Raw genomic sequence first — 13,739 nt, 5'->3', positions numbered from 1 at the left:
TCGCGCTGCGCCTACGGATTGCTCTGCGCTTACGGATCGCTCTGGGTGAACGGGTTGCCGTCGATCGGGCAGCTGGCGCCCGGGGCGGGAAGTGTTCCGGCGGTGAGGTATTCGCGTTTGACGGCTTCGGCGCAGCTGCTGCGCACGTACATGCTGCTGTGGCCGGCGCCCTCGACGGTGAGCAGGTGGGCGTCGTCGAGTTCGGCCGCGCCGGTGATCGCGCCGGCCAGCGGGGTGGCCGGATCGTGGCGGCTGTTGATGATCAGCAGGGGAACCGATTTGCGGTCGAGGGGGCCGGTGTAGGGGTGCACGGCGTTCTGCGGCCAGTAGGCGCAGGTGAGAGTGTCGAGGACGCCCAGGCGGCCGAAGACGGGCACCCGCTGATCCTCGGTCGCCGCGAGCGCGCTGTAGCGGGCGGGATCGCGCGGCACCCGGCTGTCGGCGCACTGCACACCGTGGAAGGCCTCGGTGTAGTTGTCGTCGTAGGTGTTCGCGCCGGTGCCCGCGGCGCTGCCGGCGCCGATCTCGGTGACCTGCCGGACCAGCGCCGCCGCCTCGGCCAGCACATCGGTCGGCACGTAGGGCGTGTCGCGCAGGTCGTAGAGGTGCTGCAGGGTGGCGGCGACCTGCGGCCAGCCCGCCGGGTTGGACAGTTCGCCCGCCACGGCGACCACGGTGCCGTAGTCGTAGCGTTTACCGTCCCACGAGATCGGTTCGCGCCGAACGCGTTCCAGGATCAGCCGCCATTTCGCGCGCGGATCGCCATCGGAGAAGGCGCATTCCGGTCCCGCGGCGACGCAGGCGTCGAGCATGGCGTCGAAGGTGCCCGCGATGCCGGTCGCCACGTCCTGGCGGGTGTCCAACGGCAGGTCGTCGCCATGGGGGCCGCCGGAGCCGGGATCGCCCGCGTTGCCGCGGAAGTCCATCGACCCGTCCAGCGCCATGGCGCGGACCCGGCCGGGAAACATGTTGGCGTACAACGCGCCCAGATACGTGCCGTACGAAATCCCGTGGTAGGTCAGCTTGTCGTCGCCGACGGCCCGGCGCAGCAGTTCCAGATCGCGGGCGGAGTTCTCGGTGGACAGGTGCGGCAGCAGGTCGGCGGCGCGTTGTGCGCAGCCGTCGGCGAGGGTTTTCGCGGCGGCGAAGAACGGCGGTTCGGTGGCGGGCGTGCCGGGCATGGCCGGATAGGTGGCGAAGAACTGCTGCTGCACGGTCGCGTCCGGAAAGCAGTGCACGGGAGCGCTGTTCGCGATGCCGCGGCCGTCCCAGGCCACCAGATCGAAGCGTTCGCGCAACGCCTCGGAGAACAGCCACGGCCAGTGCGCTCGATCGCGCAGTCGCTGCACGCCCGAGCGGCCGGGACCGCCGAAATTGACGAACAGCGTGCCGATGCGGTGGGCGGGATCGGCGGCGGGCAGTTTGATCACGGCCAGCCCGATCGACCGGTCGCCGGGATGTGCGTAATCCAGCGGCACTTGCGCTGTGGCACAGGAGAATCCGGATTCGCAGTCGGTCCAGTGCAGCTCCGGGGCCGGGGCGGACTCGGCGAGGGGGTCGGCGTACGGTTCGGCCGGGTCGGCCGCGGCCGGAATCGGCACGGCCAGCAGCAGACCGAATAGTGCCGTCCACCAACTCATTCGGCGGCGAACCGGGTGATTCCTCATCAAGATCACACTCGAATTCATAGCAATTCGACAGTGACCGCGTCGAGAGGCTCAGCAAAGCCCCTGGTGGAGTGGGGAACTCACAACCACTTGTTGCGATGGAAGTTTCCGTACAGCCCGGCGCACAGCACCACCATGATGACGATGACGATCGGATAGCCGTAGGTCCACGACAGTTCCGGCATGTGCGTGAAATTCATGCCGTAGACGCCCGCGATCATGGTCGGCACCGCGGCCATGGCGGCCCAGGCGGAGATCTTGCGCATATCGGTGTTCTGCTGCACGCTGACCTTCGCCAGTGCGGCATTGATCAGCGCGGACAGCGATTCGTTGAAATCCATCACCTGCTCGGTGACCGCGGTGTGATGGTCGGCGACGTCGCGCAGATAGCGGCGGATCTCCTTGGGCAGCGGCAGCGAGGTGTCGTGGGTGAGCACCTGCAGCGGCAGGCTCAGCGGCTTGACCGCCCGGCGCAGTTCCACCACTTCGCGTTTCAACTGGTAGATGGCCTCGATCTGCAGCTTGTTGGAGGGGGTGAACACCTCTTCCTCGATGGCGTCCACATCCTCCTCGATGGCGGTGGTCACCTCCATGTAGACGTCTACCACCTGGTCGGCCACCGCGTGCAGCACCGCGCCGGGCCCGAGCGCGAGCTGGGCGGGGTCGCCCTCCAATCGTTTGCGCAGCCCGGCCAATCCGCCGTGGCCGCCGTGGCGCACGGTGATCACGAAGTCGGGGCCGACGAACACCATGATCTCGCCGGTGTCGACGATCTCGGCGACCGTCTTCAGCTCGTGCGGCAGGTACTGCACGGTGCGCAGCACCAGGAACAGGATGTCGTCGTAGCGTTCCAGTTTGGGCCGCTGGTGGGCGTGGACGGCGTCCTCGGCGGCGAGGGCGTGCAGTCCGAAGGTCCGGGCCACATCGGACATGAGGTCGAGGCCGGGTTCGTGCAGTCCGAGCCAGACGAATCCCTCGTGGCGTTCCCGGACTTCGGCGAGGGCGTTCTTGTAGGTGCTCTCGTCCCACAGCCGCCGCCCGTCGACGTACACCGCGCAGTCGATGACGCGGCCCGGCTCGCGGGCCGGCTCGGGCGTCGCCGGCCGCGTGCCCGGCGACCGTGCGGGCCGGTGAAAGGACGGCAGCGGCGAATTGGACGACACCTCACGGATGTTAGCGGTCCCGCCCCCCGCCGATCGGGTGCGGCGCAGGCAAGATGGACGGCGTGCGCATCGATCTCCACACCCATTCCACCGCGTCCGACGGCACGGACACCCCGGCCGAACTGATCGCGAAGGCCGCCGCGGCGGGCCTCGACGTGGTGGCCCTGACCGACCATGACACCACCTCCGGCTGGGCGGAGGCGGCCGCCGCGCTGCCGTCCGGATTGACGCTGGTGCGCGGCATGGAGATGTCGTGTGCGGGGGTCGGCGACGACGGGTACCCGGTGCCGGTGCATCTGCTGGCCTACCTGTTCGATCCCGAGGACGAGTCCTTCGCGCTGGAACGGGAGCGGCTGCGCGGCGAACGGGTGGTGCGGCTGCGCGCCATGGCCGAGCAGATGGCCGCCGACGGCCTGCCCGTCGATCCGGACGCGGTGATGGCCTCGGTGGGCCCGTCGGCGGGCCGCCCGCATCTGGCGCGCGCTCTGGTGGCGGCCGGGGTGGTGCCCTCGGTGGACGCCGCCTTCCAGGATCTGCTCGCCCCGCACGGCCGCTACTACGTCGAGAAGGCCGACACGCCGCTGCGGCGCGCGGTGGAGATGGTGGCCGCGGCGGGCGGGGTGAGCGTGGTGGCGCACGCGCGCGCCCGCAAGCGCGGCCGGTTGCTGGCGCTGGATCACATTCGCAAGCTGGCCGAGATCGGGCTGGGCGGTCTGGAACTCGACCATCCCGATCACAGTGCCGCCGACCGCGAGGTGCTGGCCGGGCTGGCCGCCGAGCTGGGTTTGCTGACCACCGGCTCCTCCGATTACCACGGCACGAACAAGACCATTCGGCTCGGTGAATTCACCACCGACCCAGCGCAATTCGAGGAGATCGTGGGCAAGGCCAGCGGGGTGCCGGTGATCACGGCGTGAAGGTGCTCCGGGGTCTGAGCGGAATCGTCGCGGGGGGCACCGTGGTGCTGGCGGCCACGGTCGTCGGCGCCGCGATCATGGGTGTCCGGCGCGAGTTTCCCGGCCCCGGAGGGGTGGCGGTGGCGTGGCATGTGACCGCGGCACTGGGGGTCCTGGCCGCCCAAATACTTGCGGACAGGCGTCAGGGTTTCGCGGCATTTCTCGGATACTTGGTTGTTTTCGGGATAGCCGGATATCTGCTCTGGGCGCAGTGGTGGAATTGAAATACGCATAACGGTTGCGGGTGCGTGAACTGTCGCCGAATATTTGTCGATATGACCGAATTCGACGCCGATGTGCTGGTGCTGGGCGGTGGCCCGGGCGGAGCCTGGGCCGCCCTCGCCGCGGCCGCCGCGGGCGCGCGGGTGGTGGTCGCCGACAAGGCCCGCTGCGGGACCAGCGGTCCGACCGCGCACGGCGGGGTCACGCTGTGGAATCTGCCGCCCGGCGCGGCCCGCGAGGAGGCGGTCCGGCAGACGCTCGCGCACGGCGGCGGGCTGGGCGATCCGGAGCTGATGTTCCGGGTGCTGGCGGAAACCCACCGGCGGGTCGGCCAATTGGTGCGCGGCGGTTTCCGGTTCCGGGGCGAGCACGCCGAGCGCCCGGCCCGGGTCTACCTCGACGGTGCGAAGTATCTGGGGCGGCTGCGTCGCAGCATGGTGGTCGCCGGGGTGCGGATCCTCGATCACCACCCGGCGTTGCAGCTGATCACCGACGGTGAGGGTGTCGTCTCGGGGGCGGCGGGGGTGACGCTGCGGGGCGAATGCCGCGGCTGGACGGTCCGGGCGCGCGCGGTGGTGCTGGCCACCGGCGGCTGCGCGTTCCTCTCCGGCGGCGCGGGCACCGACGTGGACACCGGCGACGGCCTGCTGATGGGCGCCGAGGCCGGGGCCGAACTGTCGGGCATGGAGTTCTCCAACGCGTATTCGCTGGCGCCGGTGGCGGATTCGCCGCCACTGGGCGGCCGGGCGGTGGCGGCGGTGTTCGCCTCCGATCAGGTCATGCATTTCGCCACCCTCTACGACGAGTCGCGGGCGGTGCTGTGGGGGCAGGGATGCGGTTCGCGCGCACAGGCTTTCGCCGCCATCGCCGACGGCCGCCGGGTGTACGCGGCGCTCGACGAACTGCCCGAGGCCATGCGCGCCGAACTGAGCCGGCAATCGAATCCCGCCGGGCGGGTGCCGCTGTGCGCGGTGCTGCAGGGCACGGTGCGCGGCACCGGCGGGCTGCGGCTGGCCGGACCCGATTGCGCCACCACGGTTCCCGGCCTTTACGGCGCGGGCGACGTCACCACGCGGGAGCCGGTGGCGGGCGCGGTGAGCGGGTTCGGCGGGCAGAACGGGGCGTGGGCCATCTCCTCGGGGGTGTGGGCGGGCGCGGGTGCGGCCGGTTTCGCCGCGGCGCGCCACAAGCTGGGCAAGGCCCGCCCGGTGCCGGGCGTGGGTCTGGGGGACAAGGCCCGGCTGGATCCCCGGGCGGTGATCGGGCTGGTGCAGGAGCACACGCTGCCGCTGCGGCGCAGCTATTGGCGCAGCGACGGCAGTCTGCGCGACAGCATTTCCGAACTCGACGGACTGTGGCCCGGGGTCGAATTGGCGCTCGGCGGAAAGGGTCCCGCCCGCGTGCAGGCCCGGCAGGCCGCCGCGCTGCTGGCCGTGGCCCGCTGGACCAAGTACTCCGCGCTGGCCCGCACCGAGACCCGCGGCATGCATCGGCGCACCGACCACCCGGGCGCCGGAAGTGACTGGCGGGTACGTTTGCTGTCGGGCGGATTCGAAAACGTCTGGGTGCGGCCCGACCTCACCGTCGCCCCCGCCCGCCCCGCTTGACACCTCACCGCCGCGGCCGCGACCACGGCGTGACAGTTCTCCCGGACTGGGGTTCGACCAGCGAGTTTCTGTTCATCCGCACGTGATTCGGGTGACTTACGCTGCAACAATGGTGAAACGACGCGACGGCCCCCGGGGTCGATTTGGCAGGCTGTCGCAGCGACTGGCAGAATGATCCGATCCTGGCCGTCGCCACCGCCCGGCCCGGGACACTCGGTGATCACGGACCCAGACTCGTGGGTTCACACGAGGTCACCCCGGCTGTATCGGACACACCCCTCCGGTTCTCGCTCGACGATCTGCGCTGCCGCGACACACTTCTCGCTTCGCCGTAAATACTTTGTGCGCGGAAGTGGTGTCGACGTCGCTGAACGCGACGGCGGCAAAAGATATACGAGCACCGAAACCATAAATTCCGCTATTACCGAACGGTAACCGTCAAACGGTTGAGTCCGAACCGATCAGGAGTGAAATCGTGTCACCCGTGACTGAAGCAGTGAATGCCACCGTGGCTCCCGTGAATGCCGATGGGGCCCCCGCGTCCAACGCGGCGCTGGCCGACATCACCACGGAAGAAATTTTCGCCGGGCACCTCGGCGGCAAGCTCTCGGTCGAACTCACCGCACCGCTGGAGACGCAGCGCGATCTGTCCATCGCCTACACCCCGGGTGTGGCGCAGGTCTGCCGCGGCATCCACCAGGACGAGTCGCTGGCCAAGACCTACACCTGGGCCGAGCGCTTGGTCGTGGTCGTCTCCGACGGCACCGCGGTGCTCGGTCTGGGCGATATCGGCCCGCGCGCCTCGCTGCCGGTGATGGAGGGCAAGGCGGCGCTGTTCAAGAAGTTCGCCGGGCTGGACTCGATCCCGCTCGTGCTGGACACCAAGGATGTCGACAAGATCGTCGAGACGCTGATCCTGCTGCGCCCGAGCTTCGGCGCGGTCAACCTGGAGGACATCTCCGCGCCGCGCTGCTTCGAGATCGAGAAGCGGGTCGTCGAGGCGCTGGACTGCCCGGTCATGCACGACGACCAGCACGGCACCGCCATCGTGGTGCTGGCCGCCCTCAAGGGCGCGGCCGCGGTGCAGGGCCGGGCCATGTCCGGTCTGAAGGTCGTGGTGTCCGGCGCCGGCGCGGCCGGTGTCGCGTGCACCGACATCCTGCTGGCCGCAGGCGTTTCCGACATCATCGTGCTCGATTCCAAGGGCATCGTGAGCCGGGATCGCGGCGACCTCAACTCGGTGAAGGCCGAGCTGGCGCAGCGCACCAACCCGCGCGACGTGACCGGCGGCGCGGCCGAGGCGCTGGCGGGCGCGGACGTGTTCCTGGGGCTGTCGGCGGGCACCATCGCCGAGGAGCTCATCGCCGCCATGGCGCCGGAGTCCATCGTGTTCGCCATGTCCAACCCGGATCCGGAGATCCACCCCGATGTGGCGCGCAAGTACGCGGCCATCGTGGCCACCGGACGCAGCGACTTCCCGAACCAGATCAACAATGTGCTGGCCTTCCCGGGCGTGTTCAAGGGCGCGCTGGATGCCGGTGCGCGACGCATCACCGAGGGCATGAAGGTGGCCGCGGCCGAGGCGATCTTCAATGTGGTGGCCGACGAGCTGTCCGTGGACAAGATCATCCCGAGCCCGTTGGATCCGCGCGTGGCGCCGGCCGTCGCCGAGGCCGTGGGCAATGCTGCCCGTGCCGAGGGCGTCGCCTGATCGCTCGCCGAGCACGTGCGGGGCGCTTCGTCGGAGGACGAAGCGCTCCTTGCGTTTTCGGGCTAGACGGTGGCCCGCTCGAGCTCCGGGGTGATCGTGTCCTCGCGCCAGCCGGGCGGGCCGAAGACGTAGCCGACGCGGCCGCGCCAGGTTTTCGCGCCGCGCACATCACGGACGAGATCGACCAGCTCCGTGTAATTGACCTTGATCGGGTTGTCGGTCTCGATGTCCTTGGTCAAGCCGTAGCGGATCGGCTCGGTCTCCGCGGCGAAGCTGCCGAACAACCGGTCCCAGATGATCAGCACGCCACCGTAATTCGTGTCCAGGTACGGCTGGTTGGAACCGTGGTGCACGCGGTGGTGCGCCGGGGTGTTGAACAGGAACTCGAGCGGCCGCCACAGCGTCGTGACCCGCTGGGTGTGGATGGGGAACTGGTAGAGCAGGCCGATCGACTGCAGCACGAAGATCATCCACGCCGGGAAGCCCAGCAGCGCCGCGGGCACCCAGCACAGGCCGCGCAGGATAGTGGCGGCCGGATGCGCCCAGGGCAGCCGGATGGCGGTGGAGAAATTGAAGAACCGGCTGGAGTGGTGGACGCTGTGCGAGGTCCACAGCAGCCGGATGCGGTGATCGGCCCGATGCGCCCAGTAGTAGCAGAAATCGGTGACGATCAGGCCCGCCACCCACACCCACCAGTGCTTCGGAGACAGGTGCAGCGGGGTGAAGTGCGCCGCCAGCACCACGCCGGAGAACGGGATCACCTGCGCCAGAATCGGTTTGGCGACGCGACCGAGCACGAAGGTGGCGATGTTGGAGGTGGTGTCGGCCGGTCGAGGCCGTTGGCGGGGCGGTCCGGGTCGCGGCGGTGGTCGATCCACTCGATCACCATCAGCAGCGCGAACGCCGGCAGGGCGTAGATGAACAGGTCGGACATGAGATCGAACCTAATTCCGGCGGGCGTTCGAATCGTCGCGCCGACGGGGGATTCCGCGTCCCCCACACGGGGGATGAGGGATCCCCGGGGTAGCGTGCGGCCATGGATGTGACCAGGTCGCTGGCCCGGCAGTCGCTGCTGGTGGCCGCCGTGGCGGCGGTGCTGGACGGGGCGCAGATGCTGCTGTGCGGGGCCTTCGGGGTGGCTCCCGCGCTCGCCGCCGTCCTCACCGTGGCGACGGTGGCGGCGGATCTGGCCTTGGCCGCGCCCGCGTCGACGGCGGCGGCGGTGGTGGTGGCGCAGGTGGTGGTGAAGGTGTCGGTGGCGTGGTTCGCGCACCAATACGGGATCACCACAAGGGTTCTCGACGTGGGATATCTGGTGGCCGGGTATCAGGCGGGGGCGTGGCTGAGCGGGCTGGTGTCGCTGGGGACCGTGGCGCTGCTGGCGGGCGGGTCGCTGGCGGTGAACGTGATGGTGCCGGGCGCGGTCACGACCACGCCGGTCCGGCTGCTGGCCTTGACCGTGGGCGCGGGGGTGGTGCCGTGGCTGGTGGGACGGTACACGGCGGCGCGTGGGGCCTATATCGCGGAATTGGAGCAGCGCGAGCGGTTGCGGCAGCAGGAGCAGCGGGCCGCCCTGGATCGGGCGCTGGCCGACGAGCGGGAGGCGATCGCGCGGGATCTGCACGACGTCATCTCCCATCATGTGAGCGCCATCGGGATTCATGCCGGGGTGGCGCGAATGGCGTTGTCGCGCACCGATACCGAGGCGGCGTCGCGGTCGGTGACGGCGGTGGAGACCAGCAGCCGGGCCGCGATGGTGGATCTGCGGCGGCAGCTGGATCTGCTGCACGGGCGGGATGACGAGGGGCAGCGGCAGCCGGGTCTCGCCGACATCGAGGATCTGGTGCAACGGGTGCGCGATGCCGGACTGGTTGTGCGCGTGACGGTTTCGGGTGAGCCGCCGGTGCTGCCGGAGTCGCTGGACGTCATGCTCTATCGGGTGGTTCAGGAGCTGCTGACCAATGCGCTGCGGCACGGCGGTGATCCGGCGGAGCTGGAGATCGCCTATCGGGCCGGGCGGGTCGAGATCCGCGAGACCAATCCGCTGGGGGCGGTCGTGGACAGCGGGGAGGTGCACCGCGGTCTCGACGGCATCCGCCGCCGCGTCGAACTCTTCGACGGCACGGTGTCCTACGGTGTCGTGTCGGATGGAAACCGTTGGGAAATACAAGCTTTCGTGCCGATCGGAGCCGCATGAGCATCACGATCCTGATCGCCGACGATCACACCGTGTTCCGCTCCGGCCTGCGCGCGGTCGTCGACGCGCATCCCGATCTGGAATGCGTCGCCGAGGTCGGCGACGGCCGCTCCGCCATCGAGGCCGCCGCCCGCACCCACCCCGATGTGGCGATCCTGGATGTCCGCATGCCCAAACTCGACGGCCTCGCCGCCACGGAAGCCATTGTGGCGGCGGGCGGTACGCGCGTGCTGGTCCTCACCACCTACGACAGCGAAGCCAACCTGCACCGCGCCCTCTCCGCCGGCGCCAGCGGCTTCCTGCTGAAAAGCCTTCCCCCCGAAGAACTCGTGGCCGCCATCCGCGTCGCCTACCGAGGCGACGCCGTCATCGACCCCTCCATGACCCGCCGCCTCGCCGCCAGCCTCATCACCGGCATCGCCCCGCCCGCCGAACCCCCCGAACTCGCGGCCCTCACCGCCCGCGAACGCGAAGTCCTCCTCCTGGTCGCCGACGCCCGCTCCAACCACGAAATCGCCACCGCCCTCGGCGTCGGCGAGGAAACCATCAAAACCCACGTCTCCCGCATCCTCGCCAAACTAGGCGTCCGAGACCGCATCCACGCCGTCGTCTACGCCCACCAACACGTCCTCACCCGTCCTCGTTGACGGTGCGGTCCTCGAGTTCGGCCCCGGAGCGTGGACCCGACTCCGCGCGCACACCGATGATTCGCGGTCATCGAGGCCGCGACGTTGGAAGAAGCCGTCGAGATGGTGTCGAAGACGCCCTGCGCGGTTGCGCACGGGGTGGTCGAGGTCTGGCCACTGCGGGACTGACCGGGATCCACCTCGATTGCGGCGGAGACGTATTCGTTCGGTGTGCCCGCTGGCAGGGCGGAGGGCGGTTCGTTACCGTCCGTGGGGTGCGTCGGATTGCTGGTCTCGTGTGCGGGGCCCTCCTCGGATTTGCTGTGCCGCAGTCGGCTTGGGCGGAAGCGCCAGCCGCCCACCCGGTCGAGACTGTTGCGGGTGTGGGGGCGGTCTTCTATCCCAGTGCGGGTGGGGTGGTGCCACGGGTCGGGGGGCCGCACTTCTGCTCGGCGGGGGTGGTGGCGTCGGCTTCGCGGGATGTGATTGTGACGGCGGCGCATTGTGTGCTGGGGACCGGTGCGCTCATCGAGTTCGCGCCGCTGCTGCACGATGATCAGTTGCCTGCGGGGGTGTGGGCGGTGACGAGCATGTACGTCGATCCGGCCTGGCAGCGGTCTTTCGATCCGCGGCATGATGTCGCGTTCTTGCGAATTTCGCCACGCGACGGGAAGCACATCGGCGACGTGGTGCCGGGCTTGCCGGTCGGCGAGCCGCGCGCCGGGGACCCGGTCACCGTCAGCGGCTACCCCCTCGGCAGTGGCGGCGAGCCACTCACCTGCACCGCGCCCCTCGAACTCACCGCCGACGGTTCCGCCATGCACTGCAGCGGTTTCGGCGACGGCACCAGCGGCGGACCGTGGGTGCAGAACGGCCGGATCGTCGGCGTCATCGGCGGCCCCGAACAAGGCGGCTGCGAACCCGACGTGGAATACAGCACCCCCTTCGGCCCCGACGTCGAAGCCTTGCTGGCCCGAGCCGAAGCGGCCGGCCCAGGAGACGTACTCCCCATCGGCTTCACCGCCAACCGCTGCTGACCTCGACGCGATCGGCGTGAGCACGTGCGGCCACGCGGGTTTCGCTTGCCAAGCGGGCCTGGATGGCCGCGACGGAGTAGCGGTCGGGGGTACGGGGAGTTTTCTCCCAGGGATGGGTGAGGGCGTACAGGGTGAGTACGAGAATCGCTGCGGTCACCAGCAATTCGGCGATCATGGGGTGCTCCTGGCTCAGGTGGGGTAGGTGCGGGGGACGTCGCGGAGGACGATGCGGATGGCGCGCAGGACGGCCGAGAGGGGCTGGAGGGTTTCGCAGTGCGGATACCTGAACCAGCGGGGGAAGGGGCGGGGATAGGTGGGGAGGATGATTTGCGTTGCCGGGGGCAGGAATTCGCACTGGGCGCGGCGACCGAGTTCGCTGGCGTAGCGGGCCAGATCGATGGGAGTCGGGGCGGCGAGAATGATCAGGTCGTCGCTTCCCGCATCCAAAATCGGGGTGACTCGTTTGCTCCAGAACAGTTCGTCGTCGACGAGGGACGCGAGGCCGCTGGGGGCGGTGAGGGCGCTGACATCGCTGGTGGACAGGATGATTCGGGCATCCGAAAGATGGCACGGCAGGGAGTAGAGCTCTCGGTACAGCCACAGCTGCCGTTCGAGCGGACTCTCACCGGTGATCGGTCGCATGCCCTGCTGGGGTGTCATGCGTCAAGTGCATCGGCGCCCTGCGGACTTGGGAAGTGAAAATCCCGAGTCCAGATTTTCTGGCCATTTCCCCAGATTTCTTCCCGCCATCGGTGAGATGATTTTCCCGTTCCGGGAATGAGAGCCGCCCCGGAACGGGAAACATCATGACCCCAGAACGGGAAATCCGATGTCCGAAACCGATGGCACTCTCACCCGCCGCCAGCTCGGCCGATACCTGAAGAACGCCCGCGAGGAAGCCGGGTTTACGCTGGAACAGGCTGGCAGACAGATGGACTGGAGCAAGAGCAAGCTCCAGCGGCACGAGGCCGGCGAGGTCGCACGCATCCGCCGACCAGACTTGGACCTATTGATCCAGCTCTATCAGATCGATGAGCGCCAGGCAGAGCACCTGCGAGGCTTGGCGGCAACGGCCGCCGGGAAATCGTGGTTGCATGAGTTCAGTAGTGTTCTCCCTGGGGATTTCCGCATCTATGTGGATATGGAGTCGGCCGCCACAGTGCTGACCACCTACCAACCGGATCTCGTTCCGGGTCTGCTCCAAAACGCATTCCTATGCGCGAGTGCTCGCCTATGCAGCGGAGCCAGAGGACGGAGAGGCGACTCTCGCTGGCAGATTGGAGTTGAAGGCGAGGAGGCAGCGCATCCTGACGCACAACCTCAAGAAGCCTCAGCTGAACATGGTGCTCGGCGAAACTGTGTTGCGCCGCCAGATCGGTGGTCCGAAAATAATGGCAGACCAACTCAAACGTCTCGCCGACGCAAGCACTTTGCCCAACGTGACGCTCCGTATCCTTCCGTTCTTCGCCGGCATGCCGACCGGATATCAGACCGGACCGTTCGTGATCATCGATTTCGGACAGGACGGACGTGGTCAGCCCGCAGCGCCGACCACGATCTACAGCGAGGGCTACACGAGCGACATGTACTCGGAGAAGCGCGATGTCGTCGATCGCTACACCGAGGCGTACAGGGTCCTCCAGCGGGCGGCGCTGGACGAATCGAGCAGCAGAGATCTGGTGCGCGAGATAGCAAGGGAGTACAACGCGTGAACGTCGAGCTTCAGGATGCACGGTGGTTCAAGAGCAACAGAAGCGGCGGAACGAAGGAATGTGTGGAGGCCGCGTTCCTGGCCGGCGGCCGAGTAGGCGTGCGTGATTCCAAGAACCCCGCGGGGCCTGCGCACGTCTTCACAGGGCGTCAGTGGGACGCGTTCGTCTGCGCTGTCGCGGCGGGAAAGTTCGATGGACAAGGAGCTTTGTGAACAGCGAACTACGCCAAGCGCTTTGGTTCAAGAGCAGCAAGAGCGGCGGCGGCAAAGAGTGCGTCGAGGCCGCGTTCCTGGCCGGCGGCCGAGTCGGGGTGCGTGACTCCAAGAATCCCGGTGGGCCCGCGCATGTTTTCTCCGGTGGGCAGTGGGATGCGTTCGTCGGCGCTGTCGCGGCGGGGAAGTTCGATCGGTAGGAACTGAAATGCGGACGGGGCCCGGTCGTTTCGACTGGGCCCCGTCTCGCGTGATCGGTTACTTCTGGCGGCCGCACGCCTTGTGGTAGTCGATGACCGCCTGGCGGGCGGCCTTCAGATCCTGCGCCTCCTGGGGGTTGGCCTGCCGCCACGCCTTGCGCTCGGCGCGGCGCTGATCCTTGGGCAGGCCGTGGATCTTGGCGATCTCGGCGGCGACGTCGGGGTGGGCGGCCAGGTAGGCGGCGACCTTGGGGGCGGCGTCGGCGCGGGCGGCGGCCGCGGCGGCGGGGCCGCACTGGGGGGTGTCGGCGGCGGCCATGCCGGTGCCGGAGAAGGCGATCGCGGCGACGGCGGCGGTGCCGGTGAGGGTGGCGGCCAGGATGCGTTTCATGCTCACTCCAGGTTCGTGGGTTCGGTCCCCACCGAATC

General features: G+C 68.8%; 17 protein-coding genes and 1 pseudogene. 11 read left to right on the top strand and 7 right to left on the bottom strand.

The features are described from left to right. Positions 1-29: 29 nt before the first annotated feature. Both D7D52_RS01155 and D7D52_RS01150 read right to left on the bottom strand, forming a co-directional pair. Positions 30-1,640 carry an alpha/beta hydrolase gene (locus tag D7D52_RS01155; protein ID WP_120734663.1) on the bottom strand — a complete coding sequence of 537 codons (1,611 nt, stop codon included), beginning with the start codon at positions 1,638-1,640 and terminating at the stop codon, positions 30-32. A 107-nt stretch (positions 1,641-1,747) separates the two neighbouring features. After that, positions 1,748-2,830 (bottom strand): magnesium and cobalt transport protein CorA, encoded by a 1,083-nt coding sequence (locus D7D52_RS01150; protein ID WP_425464601.1) that lies wholly within the window; start codon positions 2,828-2,830, stop codon positions 1,748-1,750. Positions 2,831-2,892: 62 nt separating this feature from the next. On the opposite strand from D7D52_RS01150, the gene D7D52_RS01145 reads away from it, so the two are divergent. From D7D52_RS01145 to D7D52_RS01130, 4 genes are all read left to right on the top strand, one after another. Next, positions 2,893-3,747 carry a PHP domain-containing protein gene (locus D7D52_RS01145; RefSeq protein ID WP_120743683.1) on the top strand — a complete coding sequence of 285 codons (855 nt, stop codon included), beginning with the start codon at positions 2,893-2,895 and terminating at the stop codon, positions 3,745-3,747. Further along, positions 3,744-4,010, top strand: a complete 267-nt coding sequence (locus D7D52_RS01140) for a hypothetical protein (protein ID WP_120734662.1) — start codon at positions 3,744-3,746, stop codon at positions 4,008-4,010. The genes D7D52_RS01145 and D7D52_RS01140 overlap by 4 nt, the downstream gene beginning before the upstream one ends. 51 nt (positions 4,011-4,061) lie before the next feature. Beyond that, positions 4,062-5,615 carry an FAD-dependent oxidoreductase gene (locus D7D52_RS01135; protein WP_120734661.1) on the top strand — a complete coding sequence of 518 codons (1,554 nt, stop codon included), beginning with the start codon at positions 4,062-4,064 and terminating at the stop codon, positions 5,613-5,615. A 517-nt stretch (positions 5,616-6,132) separates the two neighbouring features. Then, on the top strand, positions 6,133-7,326 hold the full coding sequence (locus D7D52_RS01130) for an NAD(P)-dependent malic enzyme (RefSeq protein ID WP_120743682.1): 1,194 nt from the start codon (positions 6,133-6,135) through the stop codon (positions 7,324-7,326). A gap of 62 nt (positions 7,327-7,388) precedes the next feature. On the opposite strand, the gene D7D52_RS01125 is transcribed toward D7D52_RS01130, so the two are convergent. Further along, a complete protein-coding gene (locus D7D52_RS01125; RefSeq protein WP_246023577.1) occupies positions 7,389-8,123 on the bottom strand; it encodes a sterol desaturase family protein in 735 nt (244 codons plus the stop codon). Next, on the bottom strand, positions 8,084-8,260 hold the full coding sequence (locus tag D7D52_RS38920; RefSeq protein WP_246023576.1) for a hypothetical protein: 177 nt from the start codon (positions 8,258-8,260) through the stop codon (positions 8,084-8,086). Before D7D52_RS38920 ends, D7D52_RS01125 begins: the two co-directional genes overlap by 40 nt. Positions 8,261-8,362: 102 nt before the next feature. Between D7D52_RS38920 and D7D52_RS01120 the strand changes: the two genes are divergently transcribed. From D7D52_RS01120 to D7D52_RS39780, 3 genes are read left to right on the top strand one after another with little or no spacing between them, the layout of a single operon-like run. Further along, positions 8,363-9,523: a sensor histidine kinase gene (locus D7D52_RS01120; RefSeq protein WP_120734660.1), complete on the top strand. Its 1,161-nt coding sequence runs from the start codon at positions 8,363-8,365 to the stop codon at positions 9,521-9,523. Continuing rightward, positions 9,520-10,170: a response regulator gene (locus D7D52_RS01115; protein WP_120734659.1), complete on the top strand. Its 651-nt coding sequence runs from the start codon at positions 9,520-9,522 to the stop codon at positions 10,168-10,170. The genes D7D52_RS01120 and D7D52_RS01115 overlap by 4 nt, the downstream gene beginning before the upstream one ends. Positions 10,171-10,226: 56 nt before the next feature. Then, positions 10,227-11,186 (top strand): trypsin-like serine peptidase, encoded by a 960-nt coding sequence (locus tag D7D52_RS39780; RefSeq protein ID WP_281279216.1) that lies wholly within the window; start codon positions 10,227-10,229, stop codon positions 11,184-11,186. On the opposite strand, the gene D7D52_RS01105 is transcribed toward D7D52_RS39780, so the two are convergent. After that, positions 11,167-11,361 (bottom strand): hypothetical protein, encoded by a 195-nt coding sequence (locus D7D52_RS01105; RefSeq protein ID WP_120734658.1) that lies wholly within the window; start codon positions 11,359-11,361, stop codon positions 11,167-11,169. The two genes, D7D52_RS39780 and D7D52_RS01105, sit on opposite strands and share 20 nt — an antisense overlap. Before the next feature lie 14 nt (positions 11,362-11,375). Then, a complete protein-coding gene (locus D7D52_RS01100; RefSeq protein ID WP_162958112.1) occupies positions 11,376-11,846 on the bottom strand; it encodes a hypothetical protein in 471 nt (156 codons plus the stop codon). Positions 11,847-12,015: 169 nt separating this feature from the next. Between D7D52_RS01100 and D7D52_RS40260 the strand changes: the two are divergent. The 4 genes and pseudogenes from D7D52_RS40260 to D7D52_RS01090 all read left to right on the top strand — a co-directional run. Then, positions 12,016-12,228, top strand: a pseudogene (locus tag D7D52_RS40260) (helix-turn-helix domain-containing protein); the annotation flags it as partial. 139 nt (positions 12,229-12,367) lie between these two features. Continuing rightward, entirely contained in the window at positions 12,368-12,898 is a 531-nt protein-coding gene (locus D7D52_RS38605) for a DUF5753 domain-containing protein (protein ID WP_281279215.1), read from the top strand. Continuing rightward, positions 12,895-13,110, top strand: a complete 216-nt coding sequence (locus D7D52_RS38600; RefSeq protein ID WP_222932853.1) for a DUF397 domain-containing protein — start codon at positions 12,895-12,897, stop codon at positions 13,108-13,110. Before D7D52_RS38605 ends, D7D52_RS38600 begins: the two co-directional genes overlap by 4 nt. Further along, positions 13,107-13,310 (top strand): DUF397 domain-containing protein, encoded by a 204-nt coding sequence (locus D7D52_RS01090; RefSeq protein WP_120734655.1) that lies wholly within the window; start codon positions 13,107-13,109, stop codon positions 13,308-13,310. The genes D7D52_RS38600 and D7D52_RS01090 overlap by 4 nt, the downstream gene beginning before the upstream one ends. Before the next feature lie 58 nt (positions 13,311-13,368). Here the strand turns inward: D7D52_RS01090 and D7D52_RS01085 are convergent, their stop codons facing one another. After that, the gene (locus D7D52_RS01085; RefSeq protein ID WP_162958111.1) at positions 13,369-13,701 is read right to left on the bottom strand and encodes a hemophore-related protein; all 333 of its coding nucleotides are present in this window, start codon (positions 13,699-13,701) and stop codon (positions 13,369-13,371) included. Positions 13,702-13,739: the final 38 nt, after the last annotated feature.

It is taken from the genome of Nocardia yunnanensis (assembly GCF_003626895.1).
Classification (GTDB): domain Bacteria; phylum Actinomycetota; class Actinomycetes; order Mycobacteriales; family Mycobacteriaceae; genus Nocardia; species Nocardia yunnanensis.
Note: the sequence above shows the minus strand (reverse complement) of the source record. Positions and strands in the feature narration are given on the sequence as shown.

Coding starts and splice junctions, on each gene's coding strand:
- D7D52_RS01105 (WP_120734658.1), bottom strand. CDS start 11,361: ATGATCGCCGAATTGCTGGTGACCGCAGCGATTCTCGTACTCACCCTG.
- D7D52_RS01085 (WP_162958111.1), bottom strand. CDS start 13,701: ATGAAACGCATCCTGGCCGCCACCCTCACCGGCACCGCCGCCGTCGCC.
- D7D52_RS01155 (WP_120734663.1), bottom strand. CDS start 1,640: ATGAGTTGGTGGACGGCACTATTCGGTCTGCTGCTGGCCGTGCCGATT.
- D7D52_RS39780 (WP_281279216.1), top strand. CDS start 10,227: ATGATTCGCGGTCATCGAGGCCGCGACGTTGGAAGAAGCCGTCGAGAT.
- D7D52_RS38920 (WP_246023576.1), bottom strand. CDS start 8,260: ATGTCCGACCTGTTCATCTACGCCCTGCCGGCGTTCGCGCTGCTGATG.
- D7D52_RS01120 (WP_120734660.1), top strand. CDS start 8,363: ATGGATGTGACCAGGTCGCTGGCCCGGCAGTCGCTGCTGGTGGCCGCC.
- D7D52_RS01100 (WP_162958112.1), bottom strand. CDS start 11,846: ATGACACCCCAGCAGGGCATGCGACCGATCACCGGTGAGAGTCCGCTC.
- D7D52_RS01115 (WP_120734659.1), top strand. CDS start 9,520: ATGAGCATCACGATCCTGATCGCCGACGATCACACCGTGTTCCGCTCC.
- D7D52_RS01135 (WP_120734661.1), top strand. CDS start 4,062: ATGACCGAATTCGACGCCGATGTGCTGGTGCTGGGCGGTGGCCCGGGC.